This window comes from Paenibacillus amylolyticus, from assembly GCF_047302515.1.
In the GTDB taxonomy this organism is placed as follows: domain Bacteria; phylum Bacillota; class Bacilli; order Paenibacillales; family Paenibacillaceae; genus Paenibacillus; species Paenibacillus amylolyticus_G.
This window is the reverse complement of the sequence record NZ_CP168019.1, coordinates 5,107,923-5,127,233: the sequence shown is the minus strand read 5'-3', so window position 1 is coordinate 5,127,233 and position 19,311 is coordinate 5,107,923. Positions and strand designations below refer to the sequence as shown.

14 protein-coding genes are annotated in these 19,311 nt (G+C 48.5%); all 14 read left to right on the top strand.

What is annotated here, in order from left to right:
- Positions 1 to 327: 327 nt before the first annotated feature.
- Positions 328 to 573, top strand: coding sequence for a phosphoribosylformylglycinamidine synthase subunit PurS (gene purS, locus ACDJ59_RS22305; protein WP_017690695.1), 246 nt, complete (start codon positions 328 to 330; stop codon positions 571 to 573).
- Between the two features lie 4 nt (positions 574 to 577).
- A complete protein-coding gene (gene purQ, locus ACDJ59_RS22300) occupies positions 578 to 1,267 on the top strand; it encodes a phosphoribosylformylglycinamidine synthase subunit PurQ (RefSeq protein ID WP_339299207.1) in 690 nt (229 codons plus the stop codon).
- On the top strand, positions 1,245 to 3,488 hold the full coding sequence (gene purL, locus ACDJ59_RS22295) for a phosphoribosylformylglycinamidine synthase subunit PurL (RefSeq protein ID WP_413405876.1): 2,244 nt from the start codon (positions 1,245 to 1,247) through the stop codon (positions 3,486 to 3,488). Before purQ ends, purL begins: the two co-directional genes overlap by 23 nt.
- The gene (gene purF, locus ACDJ59_RS22290; protein WP_036606069.1) at positions 3,473 to 4,951 is read left to right on the top strand and encodes an amidophosphoribosyltransferase; all 1,479 of its coding nucleotides are present in this window, start codon (positions 3,473 to 3,475) and stop codon (positions 4,949 to 4,951) included. The genes purL and purF overlap by 16 nt, the downstream gene beginning before the upstream one ends.
- 415 nt (positions 4,952 to 5,366) lie before the next feature.
- Positions 5,367 to 6,407, top strand: coding sequence for a phosphoribosylformylglycinamidine cyclo-ligase (gene purM / locus ACDJ59_RS22285; protein WP_413405873.1), 1,041 nt, complete (start codon positions 5,367 to 5,369; stop codon positions 6,405 to 6,407).
- Positions 6,407 to 7,024, top strand: coding sequence for a phosphoribosylglycinamide formyltransferase (gene purN / locus ACDJ59_RS22280; RefSeq protein WP_413405871.1), 618 nt, complete (start codon positions 6,407 to 6,409; stop codon positions 7,022 to 7,024). The genes purM and purN overlap by 1 nt, the downstream gene beginning before the upstream one ends.
- Before the next feature lie 334 nt (positions 7,025 to 7,358).
- The gene (purH, locus tag ACDJ59_RS22275; RefSeq protein ID WP_413405869.1) at positions 7,359 to 8,906 is read left to right on the top strand and encodes a bifunctional phosphoribosylaminoimidazolecarboxamide formyltransferase/IMP cyclohydrolase; all 1,548 of its coding nucleotides are present in this window, start codon (positions 7,359 to 7,361) and stop codon (positions 8,904 to 8,906) included.
- 128 nt (positions 8,907 to 9,034) lie between these two features.
- Positions 9,035 to 10,300: a phosphoribosylamine--glycine ligase gene (purD, locus tag ACDJ59_RS22270; protein WP_413405867.1), complete on the top strand. Its 1,266-nt coding sequence runs from the start codon at positions 9,035 to 9,037 to the stop codon at positions 10,298 to 10,300.
- 707 nt (positions 10,301 to 11,007) lie between these two features.
- Entirely contained in the window at positions 11,008 to 12,345 is a 1,338-nt protein-coding gene (locus ACDJ59_RS22265; RefSeq protein ID WP_405171571.1) for a hemolysin family protein, read from the top strand.
- A gap of 283 nt (positions 12,346 to 12,628) precedes the next feature.
- Positions 12,629 to 13,711, top strand: coding sequence for a hemolysin family protein (locus ACDJ59_RS22260; protein ID WP_413405865.1), 1,083 nt, complete (start codon positions 12,629 to 12,631; stop codon positions 13,709 to 13,711).
- A gap of 253 nt (positions 13,712 to 13,964) precedes the next feature.
- Positions 13,965 to 14,915, top strand: coding sequence for a ring-cleaving dioxygenase (locus ACDJ59_RS22255; RefSeq protein ID WP_413405863.1), 951 nt, complete (start codon positions 13,965 to 13,967; stop codon positions 14,913 to 14,915).
- 14 nt (positions 14,916 to 14,929) lie between these two features.
- Positions 14,930 to 15,535 carry an alpha/beta hydrolase gene (locus tag ACDJ59_RS22250; protein WP_413409887.1) on the top strand — a complete coding sequence of 202 codons (606 nt, stop codon included), beginning with the start codon at positions 14,930 to 14,932 and terminating at the stop codon, positions 15,533 to 15,535.
- A gap of 216 nt (positions 15,536 to 15,751) precedes the next feature.
- The gene (locus tag ACDJ59_RS22245) at positions 15,752 to 18,043 is read left to right on the top strand and encodes a beta-glucosidase (RefSeq protein ID WP_413405861.1); all 2,292 of its coding nucleotides are present in this window, start codon (positions 15,752 to 15,754) and stop codon (positions 18,041 to 18,043) included.
- A 366-nt stretch (positions 18,044 to 18,409) separates the two neighbouring features.
- On the top strand, positions 18,410 to 19,300 hold the full coding sequence (locus ACDJ59_RS22240) for an alpha/beta fold hydrolase (protein WP_413405859.1): 891 nt from the start codon (positions 18,410 to 18,412) through the stop codon (positions 19,298 to 19,300).
- The last annotated feature ends 11 nt before the right edge of the window (positions 19,301 to 19,311 follow it).

Here is a 19,311-nt window from a genome sequence, read left to right as displayed (position 1 = left end):
GATTCATAAAGTAACTTAAAGACCATTCGCCATTCACTGTTTTGAAGGAATGGTCAGGCTAGACCATTACACACCGTGCAACGTAAAGGTTTGGGCCTTTAAAAAACGTCGCATGGACTAGCGGAGGGGCGGAATTGTTCTTAGAGGAGCGAAGCGTTCGCCTTTGTCCCCGGGTTTTGACCGCACAGCGGTTCAAAACAATCCAAAAAACCTGGGGACAACAAGCGACCGGAAAGAACAATCCGCCCCGGAGCAAGCACCAAAGTCACTTTTTTTAACAGCGTAAAGCATTTATCCCGTTCATTACTGAGGAGGAACATAAGGATCATGATCAAAGCAACCGTATATGTCACTATTAAGCAAAGCGTACTCGACCCGCAAGGCGTAGCTGTTCAAGGAGCCCTGCATTCCATGGGATTCAACGAAGTGGAAAGTGTACGGATCGGTAAAGTCATGGAATTGAACCTGGATACAACAGATCGTGCGGAAGCGGAGAAACGATTGAAAGTCATGTGTGAAAAGCTGCTGGCCAACACCGTTGTTGAAGATTACCGCTACGAATTGGAGGGTTAATCTCATGAAATTTGCAGTTCTTGTGTTCCCTGGCTCCAACTGCGACATCGACTGTTACAAGGCAGTGGAAGATGCGATTGGACAAGAGGTTGATTATGTATGGCACACGGCTACAGATCTTTCGGCTTATGATTGTATTTTAGTTCCGGGTGGTTTCTCTTATGGTGACTACTTGCGTTGCGGAGCGATTTCCCGCTTTGCACCGGTAATGAACGAGGTAGCGAAAGCTGCTGAACAAGGTAAATATATTTTAGGTATTTGCAACGGATTCCAGATCCTGACGGAAGCGGGATTGCTTCCAGGCGCATTGATCCGTAACACTTCCCTGAAATTCCGTTGTCACGATACGGTATTGAAAGTGGCAAACGCAGATACACCATTTACACGTGACTACGTGCCGGGCGAAGAGATTATCATCCCGATTGCTCACGGTGAAGGAAACTATTATTGCGACGAGGAGACGCTCGCGAGTCTGCAAGCGAACAACCAGATCGTATTTACGTATGGTACCAACCCGAACGGTTCCCTGGGTGATATTGCAGGAGTCTGTAACGAGGCTGGAAACGTGGTCGGCATGATGCCGCATCCAGAGCGTGCAGTGGATTCACTGTTTGGTTCGGAAGACGGCAAACGTATGTTTACATCTATTTTGAAAGCATGGAGGGATCGGCATGACGCAGCAGCTATCCGCTAAGGAACCAACAGCAGAACAGGTCGCAGAACATAAACTTTACGCACAAATGGGCGTATCTGACAGCGAGTATGCGCTGATCTGTGAGTTCATGGGGCGTAAGCCAAACTACACGGAAATTGGTGTGTTCAGTGTAATGTGGTCCGAGCATTGTGCTTATAAAAACTCCAAGCCATTACTGCGCCGTTTCCCAACCACTGGACCACGTGTCCTGATGGGACCTGGTGAAGGTGCCGGTATCGTGGATATCGGTGATAACCAGGCCGTTGTATTCAAAATTGAAAGCCATAACCATCCTTCCGCAGTTGAGCCTTATCAAGGTGCGGCAACAGGTGTGGGCGGCATTATCCGTGATATTTTCTCCATGGGTGCAAGACCGGTAGCAATACTGAACTCCCTGCGTTTCGGTAAGCTGGAGAGTGATCGCGTTAAATATTTGTTCGAACATGTGGTAGCGGGTATTGCTGGATACGGTAACTGTATCGGTATTCCTACCGTTGGTGGCGAAGTGATGTTTGATGAGAGTTATGAAGGCAATCCGCTGGTTAACGCCATGTGTGTGGGTCTGATTGATCATGACAAGATTCAGCGCGGTGTAGCTAAAGGTGTAGGTAACCCGGTTTACTATGTGGGCCCGCCAACAGGCCGGGATGGTATTCATGGAGCAACCTTTGCATCGGTTGAACTGACGGAAGAATCTGAGTCCCAACGGACAGCGGTTCAGGTCGGTGACCCGTTTATGGAGAAACTGGTGATGGAATCTTGTCTGGAATTGATCGACACGGGCATCGTGCTCGGAATTCAGGATATGGGTGCTGCGGGTCTGACATGTTCGAGTGCAGAGATGGCAAGTAAAGCGGGTAACGGTCTGGAACTGTATCTGGATCAGGTGCCACAGCGTGAAGAAGGCATGACGCCTTACGAGATGATGTTGTCCGAGTCCCAGGAACGGATGTTGTTCGTTGTTGAGCCGAAGGATGAGGCGCAGGCGATGGAAATCTTTGAACGTTGGGGCGTAATCTGTGCCAAAGTTGGTAAAGTAACGGATGATGGTCGTCTGAAATTGATCCACCACGGCGAAGTGGTCGGAGATATGCCGGTAACGGCTTTGGTTGACGAATGTCCAGTGTATGACAAACCTTCTTCTGTACCTGCCTACTACGAGCAAAGTGCTTCCATCGACACGCTTCGTTATGACGAAGTGACGGATCTCGGCGGAGCACTGAAACAAGTGCTGGCATCACCTACAGTAGCAAGTAAAAAATGGATTTATGATCAATACGACTATATGGTGCGTACAAGCACTGCCGTTCGCCCAGGTTCGGATGCAGCCGTAGTTACGATTCGTGGCACACGCAAAGGTCTCGCGATGACAACGGACTGTAATGGACGTTATGTGTACCTTGATCCTGAAGTTGGCGGACGGATTGCCGTAAGTGAAGCAGCGCGTAACATTGTATGTTCCGGTGCTGAGCCGCTGGCGATTACGGACAACCTGAACTTCGGTAACCCGGAGAAGCCGGATATTTTCTGGCAAATGGAAAAAGCGGTAGACGGTATGGCAGAAGCTTGCCGCGTGTTAGATACGCCGGTTATCGGTGGTAACGTGAGTTTGTATAACGAAAACGCCAAAGGCTCTATCTATCCAACGCCAGTTGTCGGTATGGTAGGTCTCGTTCATGACACGGATCATATCACGACACAAGCATTCAAATCCGAAGGTGATGTCATCATCCTCCTCGGTGAAACAAAAGCTGAACTGGGTGGCAGCGAGCTGCAATACGCGGTTCATGGTCAGACGGAAGGTCGTCCACCAGAACTGAATTTGCAAACGGAAAAAGCGCTGCTCAGCACGGTGCTGGAAGCGATCCAATCTGGACTCGTTCGTTCGGCACATGACTTGTCTGAAGGCGGCTTGGCTGTTGCACTCGCAGAGTCTTGTATCAGCGGTAACGTAGGAGCACAGGTGAATGTAGAGACTGCACTGCGTGCAGATCACGCCCTGTTCAGTGAGAGCCAATCCCGTATCTTGTTGTCGGCTACGCCAGAGCAAGCGGGTAAACTTGAAGCATTTGTACGTGAGCGCGGTGTACCTGTAGCTGTGATTGGACGTGTAGAAGGAAGTAACCTGACGATTGAATTGAACGGAACATCAGCCGTGAGCGAACCTGTAGGAGGTTTGGCTCAGGTCTGGGAGGATGCGATTCCATGTCTCATGAACTGACGACAGGACCGTTGTGGACAGGCGATTATTATAATGAAGGGTCCGGCAAGGAAGGACTCGACAAATTGAAGGAAGAATGCGGCGTGTTCGGGGTGTTCAGACACCCTGACGCGGCTTCGCTCTCCTATTATGGACTGCATGCGCTACAACATCGGGGCGAAGAAAGTGCAGGCATGTGTGTGAGTGATGGTAGTCAGTTTAACTATCATCGCGGCATGGGTCTGGTGAAGGAAGTGTTCACCAAAGACCTGATGCAGACGTTGACCGGGGATATTTCCATTGGACATGTCCGTTACTCAACAAGTGGTGACAGTAAACTGACGAACGCACAACCATTGGTATTTAAATACCGTGATGGCGATTTGGCAGTAGCAACCAACGGTAACATTGTGAATGCACCAACGATCCGGCGCGAGCTGGAACAGAGCGGGTCCATTTTCCAAACAACGAGTGATACCGAGGTCATCGCGCATCTGATTGCACGATCTTCCAAAGGGCTTGTCGAAGCGGCAAAAGAGGCGTTCCAGCGCATTGTGGGCGGTTATGCGTTTCTGATCATGACCAACGACAAGTTGCTGGTTGCTTCCGATCCGCACGGACTTCGTCCGCTGACGATGGGTAAGCTGGGAGATGCATATCTGTTTGCATCTGAGACGTGTGCACTGGAAACAATTGGCGCAGAGTTAATCCGTGACATTGAACCGGGTGAACTGCTTGTGCTGGATGCAGATGGTCTGCACGAGGATCGCTTTGATCATCACAAACACCGCAAGGCATTATGCGCGATGGAATATATTTATTTTGCTCGTCCGGATAGTGATATGAATGGTACGAACCAGCATGCGGCCCGTAAACGGATGGGAAGCCGGATGGCGATTGAGTCGTTTGTGGATGCGGACTTGGTTACGGGGGTACCAGATTCCAGCATCTCGGCGGCCATTGGATATGCTGAACAGACAGGTATTCCGTATGAGATGGGTATGATCAAGAACAAATACACCGGACGTACGTTTATCCAGCCAAGCCAGGAATTGCGGGAGCAGGGCGTGAAGATGAAGTTGAGCGCTGTGCGTCGCGTTGTGGAAGGCAAACGTGTGGTTATGATTGACGACTCCATCGTACGGGGAACAACCTCCCGTCGGATCGTGAACATGCTGCGTGATGCAGGAGCTACCGAGGTTCATGTGCGCATTACATCACCACCTTTCAAAAACCCGTGTTTCTATGGCATTGATACGCCTGACAGCCGTGAATTAATTGCTTCACAGTTGTCGGTGGAAGAAATTTGCCGTGAAATTAATGCGGACTCCCTGGAGTTCCTCAGTCCCGATGGACTGATTGCATCGATTCAGGGAGATAATCAGGATGATCCTAAAGGCGGACTATGTCTCGCATGTTTTGATCATGATTATCCAACCCGCCTCGACTTTGGCGGCGAAGAAAAATTCGGCTGCAGTTGCTAGCTGTTATGTGGCGAGACAAACGTATCTCGCCGCCCCGGGCCTAGCCCACGCCCTCAGCCCCACCTTGCGGAGCAATAGGGGCCAGGCAGCCGAGCGAAGCAGCTGCCCCCGGGCATAACCCGAGCCCTCAAGCCCCGCCTTGCGGAGCAACAGAGGCTAGGCAGCCAGGCGAAGCAGCTGCCCCCGCGGGCTTGACCCGCAGCGTAGCTGAGCGGGGTTCGCCGACCGATGGCTTGCAGCCAACGGAATCGGCGAACAATCCCGCGAGATCATGCACGAATCAACCATAGCAAAATCACACTAGCCACCTCTGCACCGCTTTTTTGGCGGGTGTCCAGAGGGCCTGCCAAGGTCCTATGGGGTCCTCCCGGGCGGGAGGATTTAGGTGGGGCGAAAAAAAAGGAGATGATTCCACTTGTCCGAAGCATATAAAAAGGCCGGCGTTGATATCGCGGCAGGTAATGAAGCGGTTGAACGGATGAAAAAACACGTGAAGCGTACCTTCCGTCCGGAAGTGATGACAGATCTGGGTGGATTCGGTGCCCTGTTCGGTTTGAACAAAGATAAATACGATGAGCCGGTGCTTGTATCCGGTACGGATGGTGTAGGCACCAAGCTGAAAATTGCATTTGCCATGGACCGTCACGATACCATCGGAATCGACGCGGTAGCGATGTGTGTGAACGACATTGTGGTACAGGGTGCAGAACCACTTTTCTTCCTTGACTATCTGGCATGTGACAAAGTCATTCCTGAGAAGATCGAAGCTATTGTTGCGGGTATCGCTGAAGGCTGTCATCAGTCTGGTTGTGCGCTGATCGGTGGCGAGACGGCGGAGATGCCGGGCATGTACAGTGAAGGCGAATACGATATTGCCGGATTCACAGTGGGTATCGTGGACAAAGCGAAGATCATCAACGGTACAACGATCGCCCCTGGCGACACAGTGATTGGCCTGGCTTCCAGCGGTGTGCATAGTAACGGATTCTCGCTGGTACGCAGACTTTTGTTGGAAGATGCGGGTCTTGATCTGCATGATGAAGTAGCGGAACTGGGCGGCAAGTTGGGTGATTCCCTGCTGGAACCTACGAAGATCTATGTTAAACCCCTGTTGTCCCTGCTGGAAAAGGTAAAAGTAAAAGGCATGGCTCACATTACAGGTGGTGGCTTCATTGAGAATATCCCACGTATGTTGCCGAGCAACGTGAATGTGGATATTGACTACGGCTCTTGGCCGATCCTGCCAATCTTCAACCTGTTACAGGAAAAAGGAGCTGTCTCGAACCGTGACATGTTCACCACATTTAACATGGGTGTTGGGCTTGTACTGGTCGTTAATGAAGCAGATGCAACGGAAGCACTGCAACAACTGAAAACTTCTGGTGAAGAAGCGTACATCATTGGCCGTGTTACTGAAGGAGATGCGCGAGTAACCCTCACGGGAGCGGATGTTTAATGGCGAACTACCGCATAGCTGTATTTGCCTCGGGTGAAGGGTCTAACTTTCAGTCATTGGTTGATGCAGTACGAAACGGTGGGCTGGATGTATCCGTAGATCTGCTCGTGTGTGATAAACCGGCTGCACGCGTTGTGCAGCGGGCACAGGACGCAGGCGTGGACTGTCATCTGTTTACTCCGAAAAATTATGCTTCCCGTGAAGCCTATGAGGCAGAGATCGTGGAAGTGCTTGAATCCAAAAAGATCGACTTGGTCGTTCTTGCCGGATATATGAGACTGCTGACTTCTGTTGTGGTGGATCATTACGCAGGGCGGTTGATTAACATTCATCCGTCCTTGCTACCGGCATTTGCAGGCAAGGATGCGATTGGACAGGCATTGGAATACGGTGTGAAAGTTACGGGTGTGACCGTGCACTTTGTGGACGGAGGCATGGATACCGGACCGATTATTGCCCAGCATCCCGTTCCTATATTGCCAGAGGATACGCCCGAGTCAATCAGCCGTTCCATTCATGCGGCCGAACAGCAGTTATACCCCGAAGTTGTTTCCTGGTTCGCGCAAGGTCTGGTTCAGTTAGACGGACGTCACGTTACTGTTAACAAACCGGTTTAATATAAGTTGAAATTTTTTTACACATTAACGGAAAGGACAGAAATAAGCTGGAGAAGCGGAGCGCTCGCCTAAAAGCTTTCTGAAAGAAAGCTGCTTCGGAAGCATAGGCTATTACTTGATTTTTACCCATTGAGAAATTGTTCAAAAAAATCTTGGAATAACAGCGATCGGAAGATTATTCTGGACTCGTAGTGTTTTAGTGTGAAAATCTATTTATCAACTGTATAACAGAAGTCGAATATTGGTACGCATTTTGTGATATTTCTCGGGAAATAAATCGGCTGTGTTTCGTCAGGAAACGCGAAGCCATGGGACATTAAAGGAGGAGCATATTGTGAGTATCAAAAGAGCGCTGGTCAGCGTATGGGATAAAACAGGCATCGTGGACTTTTGCCGCGAGCTGTCGCAAATGGGTGTGGAGATTATTTCGACAGGAGGTACAAGCAGCCTGTTGTCGAAGGAAGGCGTACCTGTCATCGGAATTTCGGATGTGACCGGGTTCCCGGAAATCATGGACGGACGTGTTAAAACATTGCACCCGGCAGTTCATGGTGGGTTGCTGGCTGTTCGTGACAGCGAAGAGCATAAGCGCCAGATGGAAGAGAACGGATTGGGTTATATTGACCTCGTTGTCGTAAACCTCTACCCCTTCCAAGATACTATCGCCAAACCGGATGTTACGTACGAAGACGCGATTGAGAACATCGATATCGGTGGTCCAACCATGCTTCGTTCTGCTGCCAAAAACCATACTTTTGTTAGTGTCGTTGTTGACACAGCAGATTATGGCAAGGTGCTTGAAGAAGTTCGCAGTAATGGCGATACCACCCTCGAAACACGCAAACGGCTTGCGGCAAAAGTGTTCCGCCATACAGCGGCTTACGATGCAGTTATTTCTGACTATCTCTCTAACCTAAATGGCGATCCACTGCCAGAGCGTCTGACGGTTACTTACGAAAAACTCCAGGATTTGCGTTACGGCGAAAATCCTCACCAGCAGGCGGCATTCTACCGCAAACCGCTGGCTGCTCAAGATACGTTGACAACAGCCGAGCAATTGCATGGCAAAGAGTTGTCTTACAATAACATCAACGATGCGAACGCAGCATTGCAGATTGTCAAAGAATTTGAAGAACCGGCGGTTGTCGCGGTTAAACATATGAACCCATGCGGCGTAGGTATTGGCGCAAGTATCTATGAAGCTTACAGCAAGGCATATGCTGCAGATCCAACGTCTATCTTTGGTGGCATTGTGGCAGCGAACCGCATTATCGACAGCGATACAGCAGGCAAATTGAGCGAGATTTTCCTGGAAATCGTACTTGCTCCTGACTTTACGCAAGAAGCTCTCGATATCCTGACGAAGAAGAAAAACATTCGTTTGCTCAAAACGGGTGAGTTGAATGCTGCTCGTAAACGGGAGAGCCAATTCGTGGTAACGTCTATCGACGGCGGTATGATCGTGCAACAGTCCGATGTACACTCCATTGAAGCGAGCGAACTGAACGTGGTAACGGATCGTGCACCATCGGAAGAAGAACTGAAACAGCTGTTGTTTGGCTGGAAAGTAGTTAAACACGTGAAATCCAATGCGATTGTACTTGCTGCGAATGATATGACGGTGGGTGTGGGCGCTGGACAAATGAATCGTGTGGGTGCAGCCAAAATTGCGATTGAGCAAGCGGGCGAGCAAGCAAAAGGTGCTATTCTGGCATCCGATGCGTTCTTCCCAATGGGTGATACGCTGGAACTGGCAGCAAAAGCCGGAATTACAGCGGTAATTCAACCGGGTGGTTCGATCAAAGATGAAGAATCCATCAAAGTAGCGAATGAATACGGAATTGCCATGGTCTTCACAGGCGTTCGTCACTTCAAACACTAGAACGAAAAAGGTCTAATAAGGGGTGTCGCCAGTCATGCTTATGACTTATGGTACACCCCCTCTTTTTTAGGTTTTTCAACACGCATTAGCGTAACAAATTCAGTTATGCACGGAGGGGAACAGAGCGAATGGATATTCTGGTAGTAGGCGGCGGTGGCCGGGAGCATGCAATCATCTGGGCGCTGGCAAAGAGTCCAAAGGTAGACAAGATTCACTGTGCACCGGGAAATGCAGGTATTGCTCAGCTCGCTGAGTGTCATGCCATTGCGGTAAATGAATTCGATAAACTAACGGCTCTTGCTGTAGAGCTTAAAGTGGGATTGGTGGTTATTGGTCCGGATGATCCGCTTGCGGATGGGATCGTGGATACATTTGATTCGACAGGTATTCCGGTATTCGGACCCCGTCGTAATGCAGCAGAGATCGAAGGAAGTAAAACGTTCATGAAGGACCTGCTGCACAAATACAACATTCCAACCGCAGCCTATGAGAAATTCGACAACTACGAACAGGCTCAAGCATACCTGAATGAGCAAGCAATTCCGGTTGTCATCAAGGCAGATGGACTGGCAGCGGGCAAAGGTGTGACGGTAGCTTATTCGCGTGAAGAGGCTGATCAGGCACTTCGCAGTATCATGGTGGAGAAGGTATTTGGTGAAGCAGGAGCCAAAGTGATCATCGAGGAATTCCTCGCAGGTCAGGAAATGTCCATTCTGGCTTTTGTCGATGGGGAGACGGTTCGCCCGATGGCGGCGGCACAGGATCACAAACCTGTATTCGACAACGATCAGGGGCCAAACACAGGCGGTATGGGTACATACTCACCATTACCACATATCCCTGCATCCATTATTGAAGAAGCCGTGGAGACGATCATCAAACCAACTGCCAAAGCAATGGTGTCCGAAGGACGTCCGTTCCAGGGGGTATTATTTGCCGGACTGATGATCTCGCCGGATGGCAAACCCAAAACGATTGAGTTCAACGCACGTTTTGGTGATCCGGAAACACAGGTCGTATTGCCACGCCTGAAGAGTGACTTGTTTGATATCTTCTGGGCAACCGTTCATGGCAAGCTGGCTGACATTGAGATTGAATGGAGCGATGAAGCTGCTGTATGTGTAGTGCTTGCTTCAGGAGGTTATCCGGGTCCTTATGCCAAAGGCGTAGTGATTGAAGGACTGGACCAAGTAGATGACGCCGTGGTATTCCACGCAGGTACAGCGCGTAGTGAAGCGGGAGACTGGGTTACGAATGGTGGACGGATCCTGGGCGTAGTTGGCCTTGGTGCGAATATTGCCGAAGCTAGAAACAAAGCTTATCAACAGGCGGAGCGTATCCATTTTGATGGTAAACATCAGCGGACGGATATTGCTGCCAAAGCACTCGTATAGAATGAATATAAGAGCCCGTAGAGATGTATACCGGAAAGGTATTTGCATCTTGCGGGCTCTTTGCTACGTATATAGTTGTATCTTGTGCAAACTGCCCGACTTGTCCGTACGGGAAAGAATATGGGAAAGATACGAAACAGGATTAAATCAGGCATGTTTAATGCCCTAAAGTAAGGGGTAGTATTTTTATAAATTGGACTATACTAAACATGTGAACAATATCACATTATGAGGTAATATCAATCATATTATATAAAGTACGTAACATACATAGAGACTAATTTGTGAACATTAAACTGTAAGCTTGTGCCAAACCATAACGTGCAACTGGATGGTTGAGCGGGAAACATGGTATACTTTTCGGAAACAGGAATGAGTACGAGGGGAGGTGGATATCTATTGGGTAGGCGATATTGTAAATTGTCCAAATGGCGAATCTAGGTGGAGTTAAGCGAGGAACAATTGACAGCATGAGGGGTAACCCGATTTGAATGAAGAAGTTTCTGCATGTCATTGACTTCATCTTGAATTCCTGTTTTGGTTTTACAAGGTCAAACACGTACGACATATACAAATATGATCATTATTCGATTTCATATAAGGCATACGCCATGATGAACGACAAACAGCGGATGAATGGTTAACGTAGTTAACGGATCACGCTGTAACTATCTCTGGAGGTGAATCCCTGAGAACCGGGGAAATCATTGGACATAATTACCATATTGAATATCGCTTTACTTATTATCTTGATTGCATTGACTGCATTTTTCGTAGCATCGGAGTTCGCTGTAGTCAAAATTCGTACATCAAGAGTAGATCAACTGGTTGCCGAAGGCAATAAAAAGGCTGTACTCGCCAAAAAAGTTGTCTCGGACCTTGATTATTATCTGTCAGCCTGTCAGCTCGGTATTACGGTCACTGCTCTAGGACTGGGAGCGCTCGGAAAACCGACGGTTGAGAGATTGTTATACCCGGTCTTCAATTATTTAGATGTACCTGCTTCGATCTCATCAATTGCTTCCTATGCGATTGCCTTTATCCTCGTCACGTTTTTGCACGTGGTTGTTGGTGAGATGGCACCGAAAACGCTGGCGATTCAATTTTCAGAAAAACTGACATTAATGCTTGCCCCATCACTATACTGGTTTGGTAAAATCATGTATCCGTTCATCTGGGCGCTTAATGGAACCTCACGTGTTCTTCTGCGAGGATTCGGTGTAAAGCCTGCCAAACATGATCAAGCCTACTCGGAGGACGAGATCAAGATCATCATGAACCAGAGTTATGAAGGTGACGAGAACAACAAGACCAAGCTTTCATATCTGGAAAATGTATTTGTGTTCGACGAACGTGATGCCAAAGACATCATGGTGCCGCGTACGGAACTGGTGACATTAGATCAGGATATGACCTATGACGATATTATTCCTATATTGGATGAACATAACTATTCACGTTACCCTGTCATCGAGGATGGGGACAAGGACCGCATCATCGGCGTAGTGAATGTGAAAAAGATTTTGCCTGACATGGTAGCCGCAAGATCGTATCAACTAAGCGAGTTCGTTCGTGAGATCCCATTTGTTTCCGAAGTTACAAGTATCCAGGATGCGATGATTAAAATGCAACAGGAACGTGTACACATGGCTGTGGTCGTGGATGAATACGGCGGTACTTCGGGAATTATTACGATGGAGGATATCCTGGAGGAGCTGGTCGGTGAGATTCGTGATGAATTCGATGCCGATGAGGTGGCCGATATCCAGGAGACCGGAGAGAATCAATATCTCATTAATGGTCGGGTACTTTTGGATGAAGTGGAGCGGCAGTTCGGACTTATCTTTGAAGGTAATGAAGAGATGGATACCGTTGCTGGATGGATTCAATACCAGAAGGGTGTAGGTGTGGAAAAAGGAGACACGGTAGAACACGGTGATTATGTGTGGACCGTTGTTGATACCGAAAATTATCACATCAAACAAGTTCTTCTGGAGCGGGTAAACGGCGCGCAGGTTGAGGAAGCTACTAGCGATCTGGCGTGATGTTGGTTGGTTGGATCATGACTGTAATCTAGGGTTTGACTGCCTATTTGGCTACTGCCCTCAGATTAAAACGTTTTGGCAACGTAACAGTGTAGGGGACGGAATCGATTCTGAAGAAGCGTAGCGTTCGCGTTTGCAAACCAATTTTAAACCTTTGAAAACAACAATCAGGAAAATTTGGAGGCAATGGCGATCGGAAGAACGATCCATCACCGGAACGTCACTCGTGCAACCTTATTTTAAATTTTAATGGAGGTGAATCCCTCAAACCTGAGGGAAATCATTGGACGGAATAATAGCCTTGAATTTATTTTTAGTAGCCGTATTTATAGGTCTGACAGCCTTTTTCGTTGGAGCCGAATTTGCAATTCTTAAAGTACGGATGTCCCGAATCGATCAATTGATCTCGGAAGGCAACAAAAAGGCAGTACTGGCCAAAAAAGTGGCGCACAACCTGGATTATTATCTGTCGGCATGTCAATTGGGGATTACCATCACGGCGCTGGTATTAGGAGCCTTGGGTGAACCTACCGTTGAGAAAATGTTGCATCCGCTGTTTGAGCGATTGGAAGTACCGGCGGCGTTGTCTACCGTGCTTTCCTACGGTATTGCTCTGGCGATCATTACGTTCCTGCACGTGGTTATTGGTGAATTGGCACCGAAAACACTGGCGATTCAGTTTGCAGAGAGAATGACGCTGCTGCTGGCACCGCCACTGTACTGGTTCGGTAAAATCATGAATCCATTCATCTACGCGCTGAATGGAGCTGCTCGTCTGTTGCTTGGCATATTTGGTGTAAAACCTGCCGGTCATGATAGCGTTCACTCCGAAGAAGAGTTGAAGCTGATTATGGCACAGAGCTTTGAGAGCGGTGAGATCAACCAGACGGAGCTGGACTATCTCAAAAACATTTTTGCTTTTGATGAGCGTCTGCTTCAGGAGATTATGATTCCACGAGATAAAATTGTTACTTTGAATAAGGAAATGCCGATTGATCAGATCATTGAAACGCTGAATCGACACGAATACACGAGATACCCTGTTATTGCAAATGGGGATCAGGCTCATTTTGTTGGCTTCATTAACACGAAAGAAATGCTGACGAGTGTAGCAGCGGGCAGAGACTTCAATATGGAGACATTTGTTCACAATACGCCGAGTTTCTCCGAGCGTTCTCCAATCAAGGATGTACTGATCCAGATGCAGCAGAGCCGTGTACACATTGCAACCGTTAAAAACGAGGCAGGTGCTACGGTAGGTATGGTTACGATGGAGGATATCCTTGAAGAGATTGTCGGAGATATCAAGGATGAATACGAGCACAAAGATTTGGTGAATCCACCAAAAAGAATGAAACTGGTTTAAGAAGCAGTGATACAAATGTAATACAGTATTAGCGAAGTAACGTAATTCTTCTAACTATAAAAGCAGGTTCCCGGAGTGATCGGGGCCTGCTTTTTGTATTAAATCTTAATTTTAAAATAAAAGCTTGCATAATGTAGTTCAATGGATTAATATAAATTTAAAGAATCTTAATTTAAAGATAAACAACGAAAAGCAATAAATAAAAGAAGCAAAAACAACCTATGATACAACTAAAACCAAGGGAGTGGAGATTATGTTCAGAACTTCAGGAATTCATCATATTACAGCTTTTGTTGACGATGCGCAGAAAAACGTTGATTTTTATGCAGGTGTGTTGGCGCTCAGACTGGTGAAAAAAACAATTAACTTTGATGCACCGGACGTGTATCACTTGTATTACGGAAATGAGCAGGGTGCACCGGGCACAATCATCACCTTTTTCCCACAGCAGAATTCAAGAAGAGGTGTCATTGGTTCAGGTCAGACTGGAGTTACCGTATATGCGGTTCCTGTGGGAAGCCTGCCTTTCTGGAAAGAACGTCTTGCTTCCTTCGATATTCCATATGAAAATAAAACCAGATTTGGTGAGCAGTACATTCGTTTCTTCGACAAAGGCGGTCTGTTGCTTGAACTAGTTGAGCGTGAAGGTGGTCAGCCAAGCAACTGGAGTTTCAACGGTGTGACACCGGAGCATGCCATCAAAGGATTTGGCGGAGCCGTATTGTTCAGTCACGTTCCTGAGAAAACCATGGACGTCTTGGTGAGCAAACTGGGTCTGGAGCAAGTCGGTGAAGAGAACGGACTCCTTCGTCTTCAGGCAAGCGGCAATATTGGTCAGATCATCGATATTCAGTCCACAGGTATCCAACGCGGGATTGGTGGAGCCGGAACGGTTCACCATATTGCATGGCGTGCCAAAGATTACGTAGAGCATGAACAAATTCAGCAGGATCTTGAACAATCCGGGTATCATCCAACGCCAGTCATTGACCGTCAATACTTCAACGCTGTGTATTTCCGGGAGCCGGGTGGTATACTGTTCGAACTGGCTACGGATCCTCCGGGATTTGCACGGGATGAACCAGCAGAGAGCATGGGTGAGAAACTGATGTTGCCTGAATGGTATGAACCACAGCGTGAGCAGATTGAACAATTGTTGCCACGAATTGAAGTACGTGAATGGAAAGGAGAGTCCAAATCATGACCACAACCAATACAATGAAACATATCTATAAAGCAGGTGCTCAGCCGGATGCGCCAACAATCCTGTTGCTTCATGGCACAGGCGGAACCGAGAATGATCTGATCAGTCTGGCGGAGATGATCGCACCAGGAGCTGGCATACTTGGGGTGCGGGGTAATGTATCGGAGAACGGGATGCCCCGTTTCTTCCGCCGCCTGGCCGAAGGCATTTTTGATGAAGAAGATCTGATTGCTCGTACGGCAGAGCTGGGATCTTTTGTCGATGCAGCTGCGGTGGAATACGGTTTTGATCGGTCCAACGTGTATGCACTGGGATACTCTAACGGTGCCAACATTGCGGCAAGCTTGATCTTCCATCAAGCAGATGTATTCAAAGGTGCAATTCTGCACCACCCGATGGTACCGCTGCGCGGACTCGAACTGCCGGATCTGAAAGGTCTGCCTGTGTTCATTGGTGCGGGCGAGAACGATCCGATTGTACCAAGACGTGAAACGGAGGAACTTGCTTCGTTGCTGAGCGGTGCAGGTGCCGATGTAAACACGCATTGGGAGCGTCAGGGTCATCAGTTGACTCGTACCGAGGCAGAAGCCGCGGCAGCTTGGTTTAAGGCTCAGGCGTAAATTGGGTGGATAGACGGTTGTGAAACGTATAGAGACAGCCTGATCGAGAAGATCGGGCTGTTTTTTCTTTTTATTTAGTCATCGTCAGGAAGAGGAAATGATTGACTGGTGTTATGTAACCGTTTCTAACCGGGTAAACATTTGAATGTGTGGTAGATAACCTTGTATGCTTAGTGATATAGCTATGTATCAACATCATGAACTGGAGGGGTTAATGTGGAACGTAACATCAAGGAACTGGTACAGCGGATGACACTGGAAGAAAAAGCGGGCATGTGCTCGGGACTGGACTTTTGGCATCTGAAAGGGGTGGAGCGTCTTGGCATTCCATCCATCATGGTGACGGACGGACCCCATGGGCTGCGCAAGCAGGATGGGAGTGCGGATCATCTAGGTCTGACGTCGAGCGTGCCTGCAACCTGTTTCCCGTCTGCGGCAGGACTGGCTAGTTCATGGGACAAGGAGCTGGCGCGTCAGGTCGGGGTGGCTTTGGGAGAGGAATGTCAGGCCGAGGATGTAGCGGTATTACTTGGACCGGGTGTAAATATTAAACGTTCCCCGCTGGGCGGACGTAATTTTGAATACTTTTCCGAAGATCCGTTGTTATCTACGCAGATGGCTACCGGTCATATTCAGGGTGTGCAGAGCCAGGGCGTAGGTACGTCTCTCAAACACTTTGCAGTTAATAATCAGGAAGAACGGCGTATGTCGATTGATGCGGTAGTGGATGAACGGACGCTGCATGAGATCTATCTGGCGAGCTTCGAAGGTGCGGTGAAGGATGGACAGCCGTGGACGGTGATGTGTTCTTATAATAAGGTGAACGGTACGTATGCAGGTGAGAATGAATGGTTGCTTACGGATATTCTGAAAGACGAATGGGGTCACGAAGGTCTTGTGGTATCAGACTGGGGTGCGGTTAATGAACGTGCAGATGCCCTTGCAGCAGGACTGGAACTGGAGATGCCAACAAGTGGTGGAATCGGTGAGCGTAAAGTGATCGATGCCGTAGAAAGCGGACAACTGCCGCTGGACAAGCTGGATCGGGCGGTGGAGCGTCTGCTTACGCTGATCTTTAATGCCGTTGATCAAAAGCAAGATGGGGCTACATATAACAAGGATGAGCATCACCAACTTGCGCGTAAGGTGGCAGCCGAGAGTATGGTTTTGCTGAAAAATGAAGAAGGTATCCTGCCGCTTGGGCGTGAAGGCGATGTGGCGATAATCGGGGCATTTGCGCGTAAACCTCGCTTCCAGGGCGGCGGCAGTTCCCATATTAATCCGACCAAAGTGGATGATATTGTGGAAGAGATGACCCAGGTGGCTGGCGAAAGTGTAACCTTCTCGTATGCCCCAGGTTATCGGATTGAAGCAGATGATGTGGATGAAACATTAATGCATGAGGCTGTTCAGGCAGCACAGTCAGCGGATACCGCTGTTGTGTTTGTTGGATTGCCGGATCGTTATGAATCCGAAGGGTATGATCGTGCCCATTTGCGTCTGCCTGACAATCATATTCGTCTGATCGAAGAGATTGCAAAAGTCCAATCACGTGTCGTCGTGGTGCTGAGCAACGGATCTCCAGTGGAGATGCCATGGCTGCCTCAAGTACAAGCCGTGCTTGAAGCTTACCTTGGTGGACAAGCTGTTGGTGGAGCGATAGCTGATCTGTTGTATGGAGAGGTGAATCCGTCCGGTAAACTGGCAGAGACATTCCCTGCCAAGCTCAGCCATAATCCATCGTATCTGAATTTCCCGGGTGAAGGGGATCGAGTTGATTACCGGGAAGGCATCTTTGTTGGTTACCGCTATTATGATAAAAAAGAGCTGGAGCCACTGTTTCCGTTCGGTTATGGACTAAGTTATACGACATTTGAATATGCTGACCTGAAGGTAGATCGCACAGAATTGACCGATCAGGATGAGGTGAATGTGCAAGTAAGGGTCACCAATACCGGTGACAGAGCGGGCAAGGAGATTGTACAGTTGTATGTCAGCGATGTAGAGAGCACAGTTATTCGTCCGGTAAGAGAATTGAAAGGATTTGCGAAGGTGGCCCTTGAACCTGGAGAGTCCAAAGTGGTGAGCTTCACACTAAACAAACGTTCATTCGCCTATTACAACGTAGATATGAAGGACTGGCATGTGGAGACCGGAGAGTTCGAGATTCAAGTAGGCAGTTCCTCACGGGACATTCATGTGCACACACGTGTGAATGTAGAGTCTACAGCGACATTCCTTCCAACCTATACGCGTAATAGTACATTGGGTGATATCCAGCGTGATCCGGCCCATAAACAGCTACTGGACCAGGCTTTGCAACAATTCCAGGAAGCCAGTGGGTTCGGCGGTGATGATGCCGGGGATCATGCAGATATGATGGATGCGATGATGAAATATATGCCACTGCGAGCACTGGTTGCGTTTAGCGGTGGGGCCATGACGGAAGAAGCGATGAATGAGCTTCTGGAGCAGCTGAACAACAAGGATCATGGTATTCGGGGATAAGGGGCTGTGCTCTTAAACCGAGTATTCGTCCATCCTTGGATTAAGCGATTACGATTATGCGATACGTGCAGGAACTGCGCACGAAGCAATAAGAAGGTGTATGTGATAGCCAGCCGCATAGTGGCTTGGACAGTTACCCGATCCGATCATGGATCGGGTTTTCTTTTTCATAAGGAAAAAGGAGGGTTAACGGAACGGTGGGATGTGGGGTGATCCTAGCAACGTGACAGAGGTGACAGGACTGCTGTAACTTGCTGAAGCAAGATGGTTGTCGTATAGCATGGATTATTCTATAATGAAGTAATTGATAATCATTTTCAATTAGATTCGGTGATAGATGATCATGCACGTAATCAGGAGGGGAATATGAATCCTAACCCTAGCTCACATACATTTGGTTCAAGTGCGTTTGTTCGGACCCGTGATGGTCGCAAACTACATTATATGTCCAGGGGAACAGGAGAGCTGACGGTTGTATTTGAGTCCGGTATGGGCGCCTCCAGATCAAACTGGGGACTGGTTGCACCAGCCATTGCTGAGCATGCACGTGCTGTCGTGTATGACAGGGCAGGGGCGGGACGAAGTGATGTCGACTCGGCTCCCCGCAGCCTTGAACGCATTGCAGGGGATCTTGGAGAACTGCTGACAGCTCTGGGCCCTGGCCCATTTATTCTAGTTGGACATAGCTGGGGCGGTCCGATTGTACGGGCTGCGGCAGCTGCACATCTATCTCGATTACGTGGCATTATCCTGGTAGATCCATCAGACGAGCATTGCGAAATGTATTTTTCCAAGCTTACTAAAAAGAGCTTTGCCATCAATGGTTTCATTATTCCAATCATGGCGCGAACTGGCTTATATAAGATGCTTGGCAGCAAAGCTGGAAGTGTTCAGCCTGACGATGTGGCAGCGGATCACCTCAAGGAGGATTTCACTGTACGGGCAGCCAGCACGATGCTTGCAGAAGGCAAAACATTTCTGGATGACATGGCAGCGCTGCTGGAACATCCTCCGGCTCTGGGTGATCTGGAAGTTAGCGTGATCTCGGGTACGAAACCGGGCAAGGGAGAGGGGAAAATAAGACCTGCCCTCATTACGGCGCATCGTCAGACGGTGAGCCAGCTGTCCAATGCGAGATGGATTGGGGCCGATCAATCGGGACATATGGTTATGTATACAGACCCTCAGGTCATTATTAATGAAATTGTACGAATGATAAATGATGTGAGCTCAGGCGCAAGAACAGAACAAAAGTGATACAATACAAA

What these genes read in the sequence shown, in the direction of transcription:
- ACDJ59_RS22250 (WP_413409887.1), top strand. Translation starts at nt 14,930, where the DNA reads ATGAAACATATCTATAAAGCAGGTGCTCAGCCGGATGCGCCAACAATC.
- purN (WP_413405871.1), top strand. Translation starts at nt 6,407, where the DNA reads ATGGCGAACTACCGCATAGCTGTATTTGCCTCGGGTGAAGGGTCTAAC.
- purD (WP_413405867.1), top strand. Translation starts at nt 9,035, where the DNA reads ATGGATATTCTGGTAGTAGGCGGCGGTGGCCGGGAGCATGCAATCATC.
- ACDJ59_RS22240 (WP_413405859.1), top strand. Translation starts at nt 18,410, where the DNA reads ATGAATCCTAACCCTAGCTCACATACATTTGGTTCAAGTGCGTTTGTT.
- purL (WP_413405876.1), top strand. Translation starts at nt 1,245, where the DNA reads ATGACGCAGCAGCTATCCGCTAAGGAACCAACAGCAGAACAGGTCGCA.
- purF (WP_036606069.1), top strand. Translation starts at nt 3,473, where the DNA reads ATGTCTCATGAACTGACGACAGGACCGTTGTGGACAGGCGATTATTAT.
- purS (WP_017690695.1), top strand. Translation starts at nt 328, where the DNA reads ATGATCAAAGCAACCGTATATGTCACTATTAAGCAAAGCGTACTCGAC.
- ACDJ59_RS22255 (WP_413405863.1), top strand. Translation starts at nt 13,965, where the DNA reads ATGTTCAGAACTTCAGGAATTCATCATATTACAGCTTTTGTTGACGAT.
- purQ (WP_339299207.1), top strand. Translation starts at nt 578, where the DNA reads ATGAAATTTGCAGTTCTTGTGTTCCCTGGCTCCAACTGCGACATCGAC.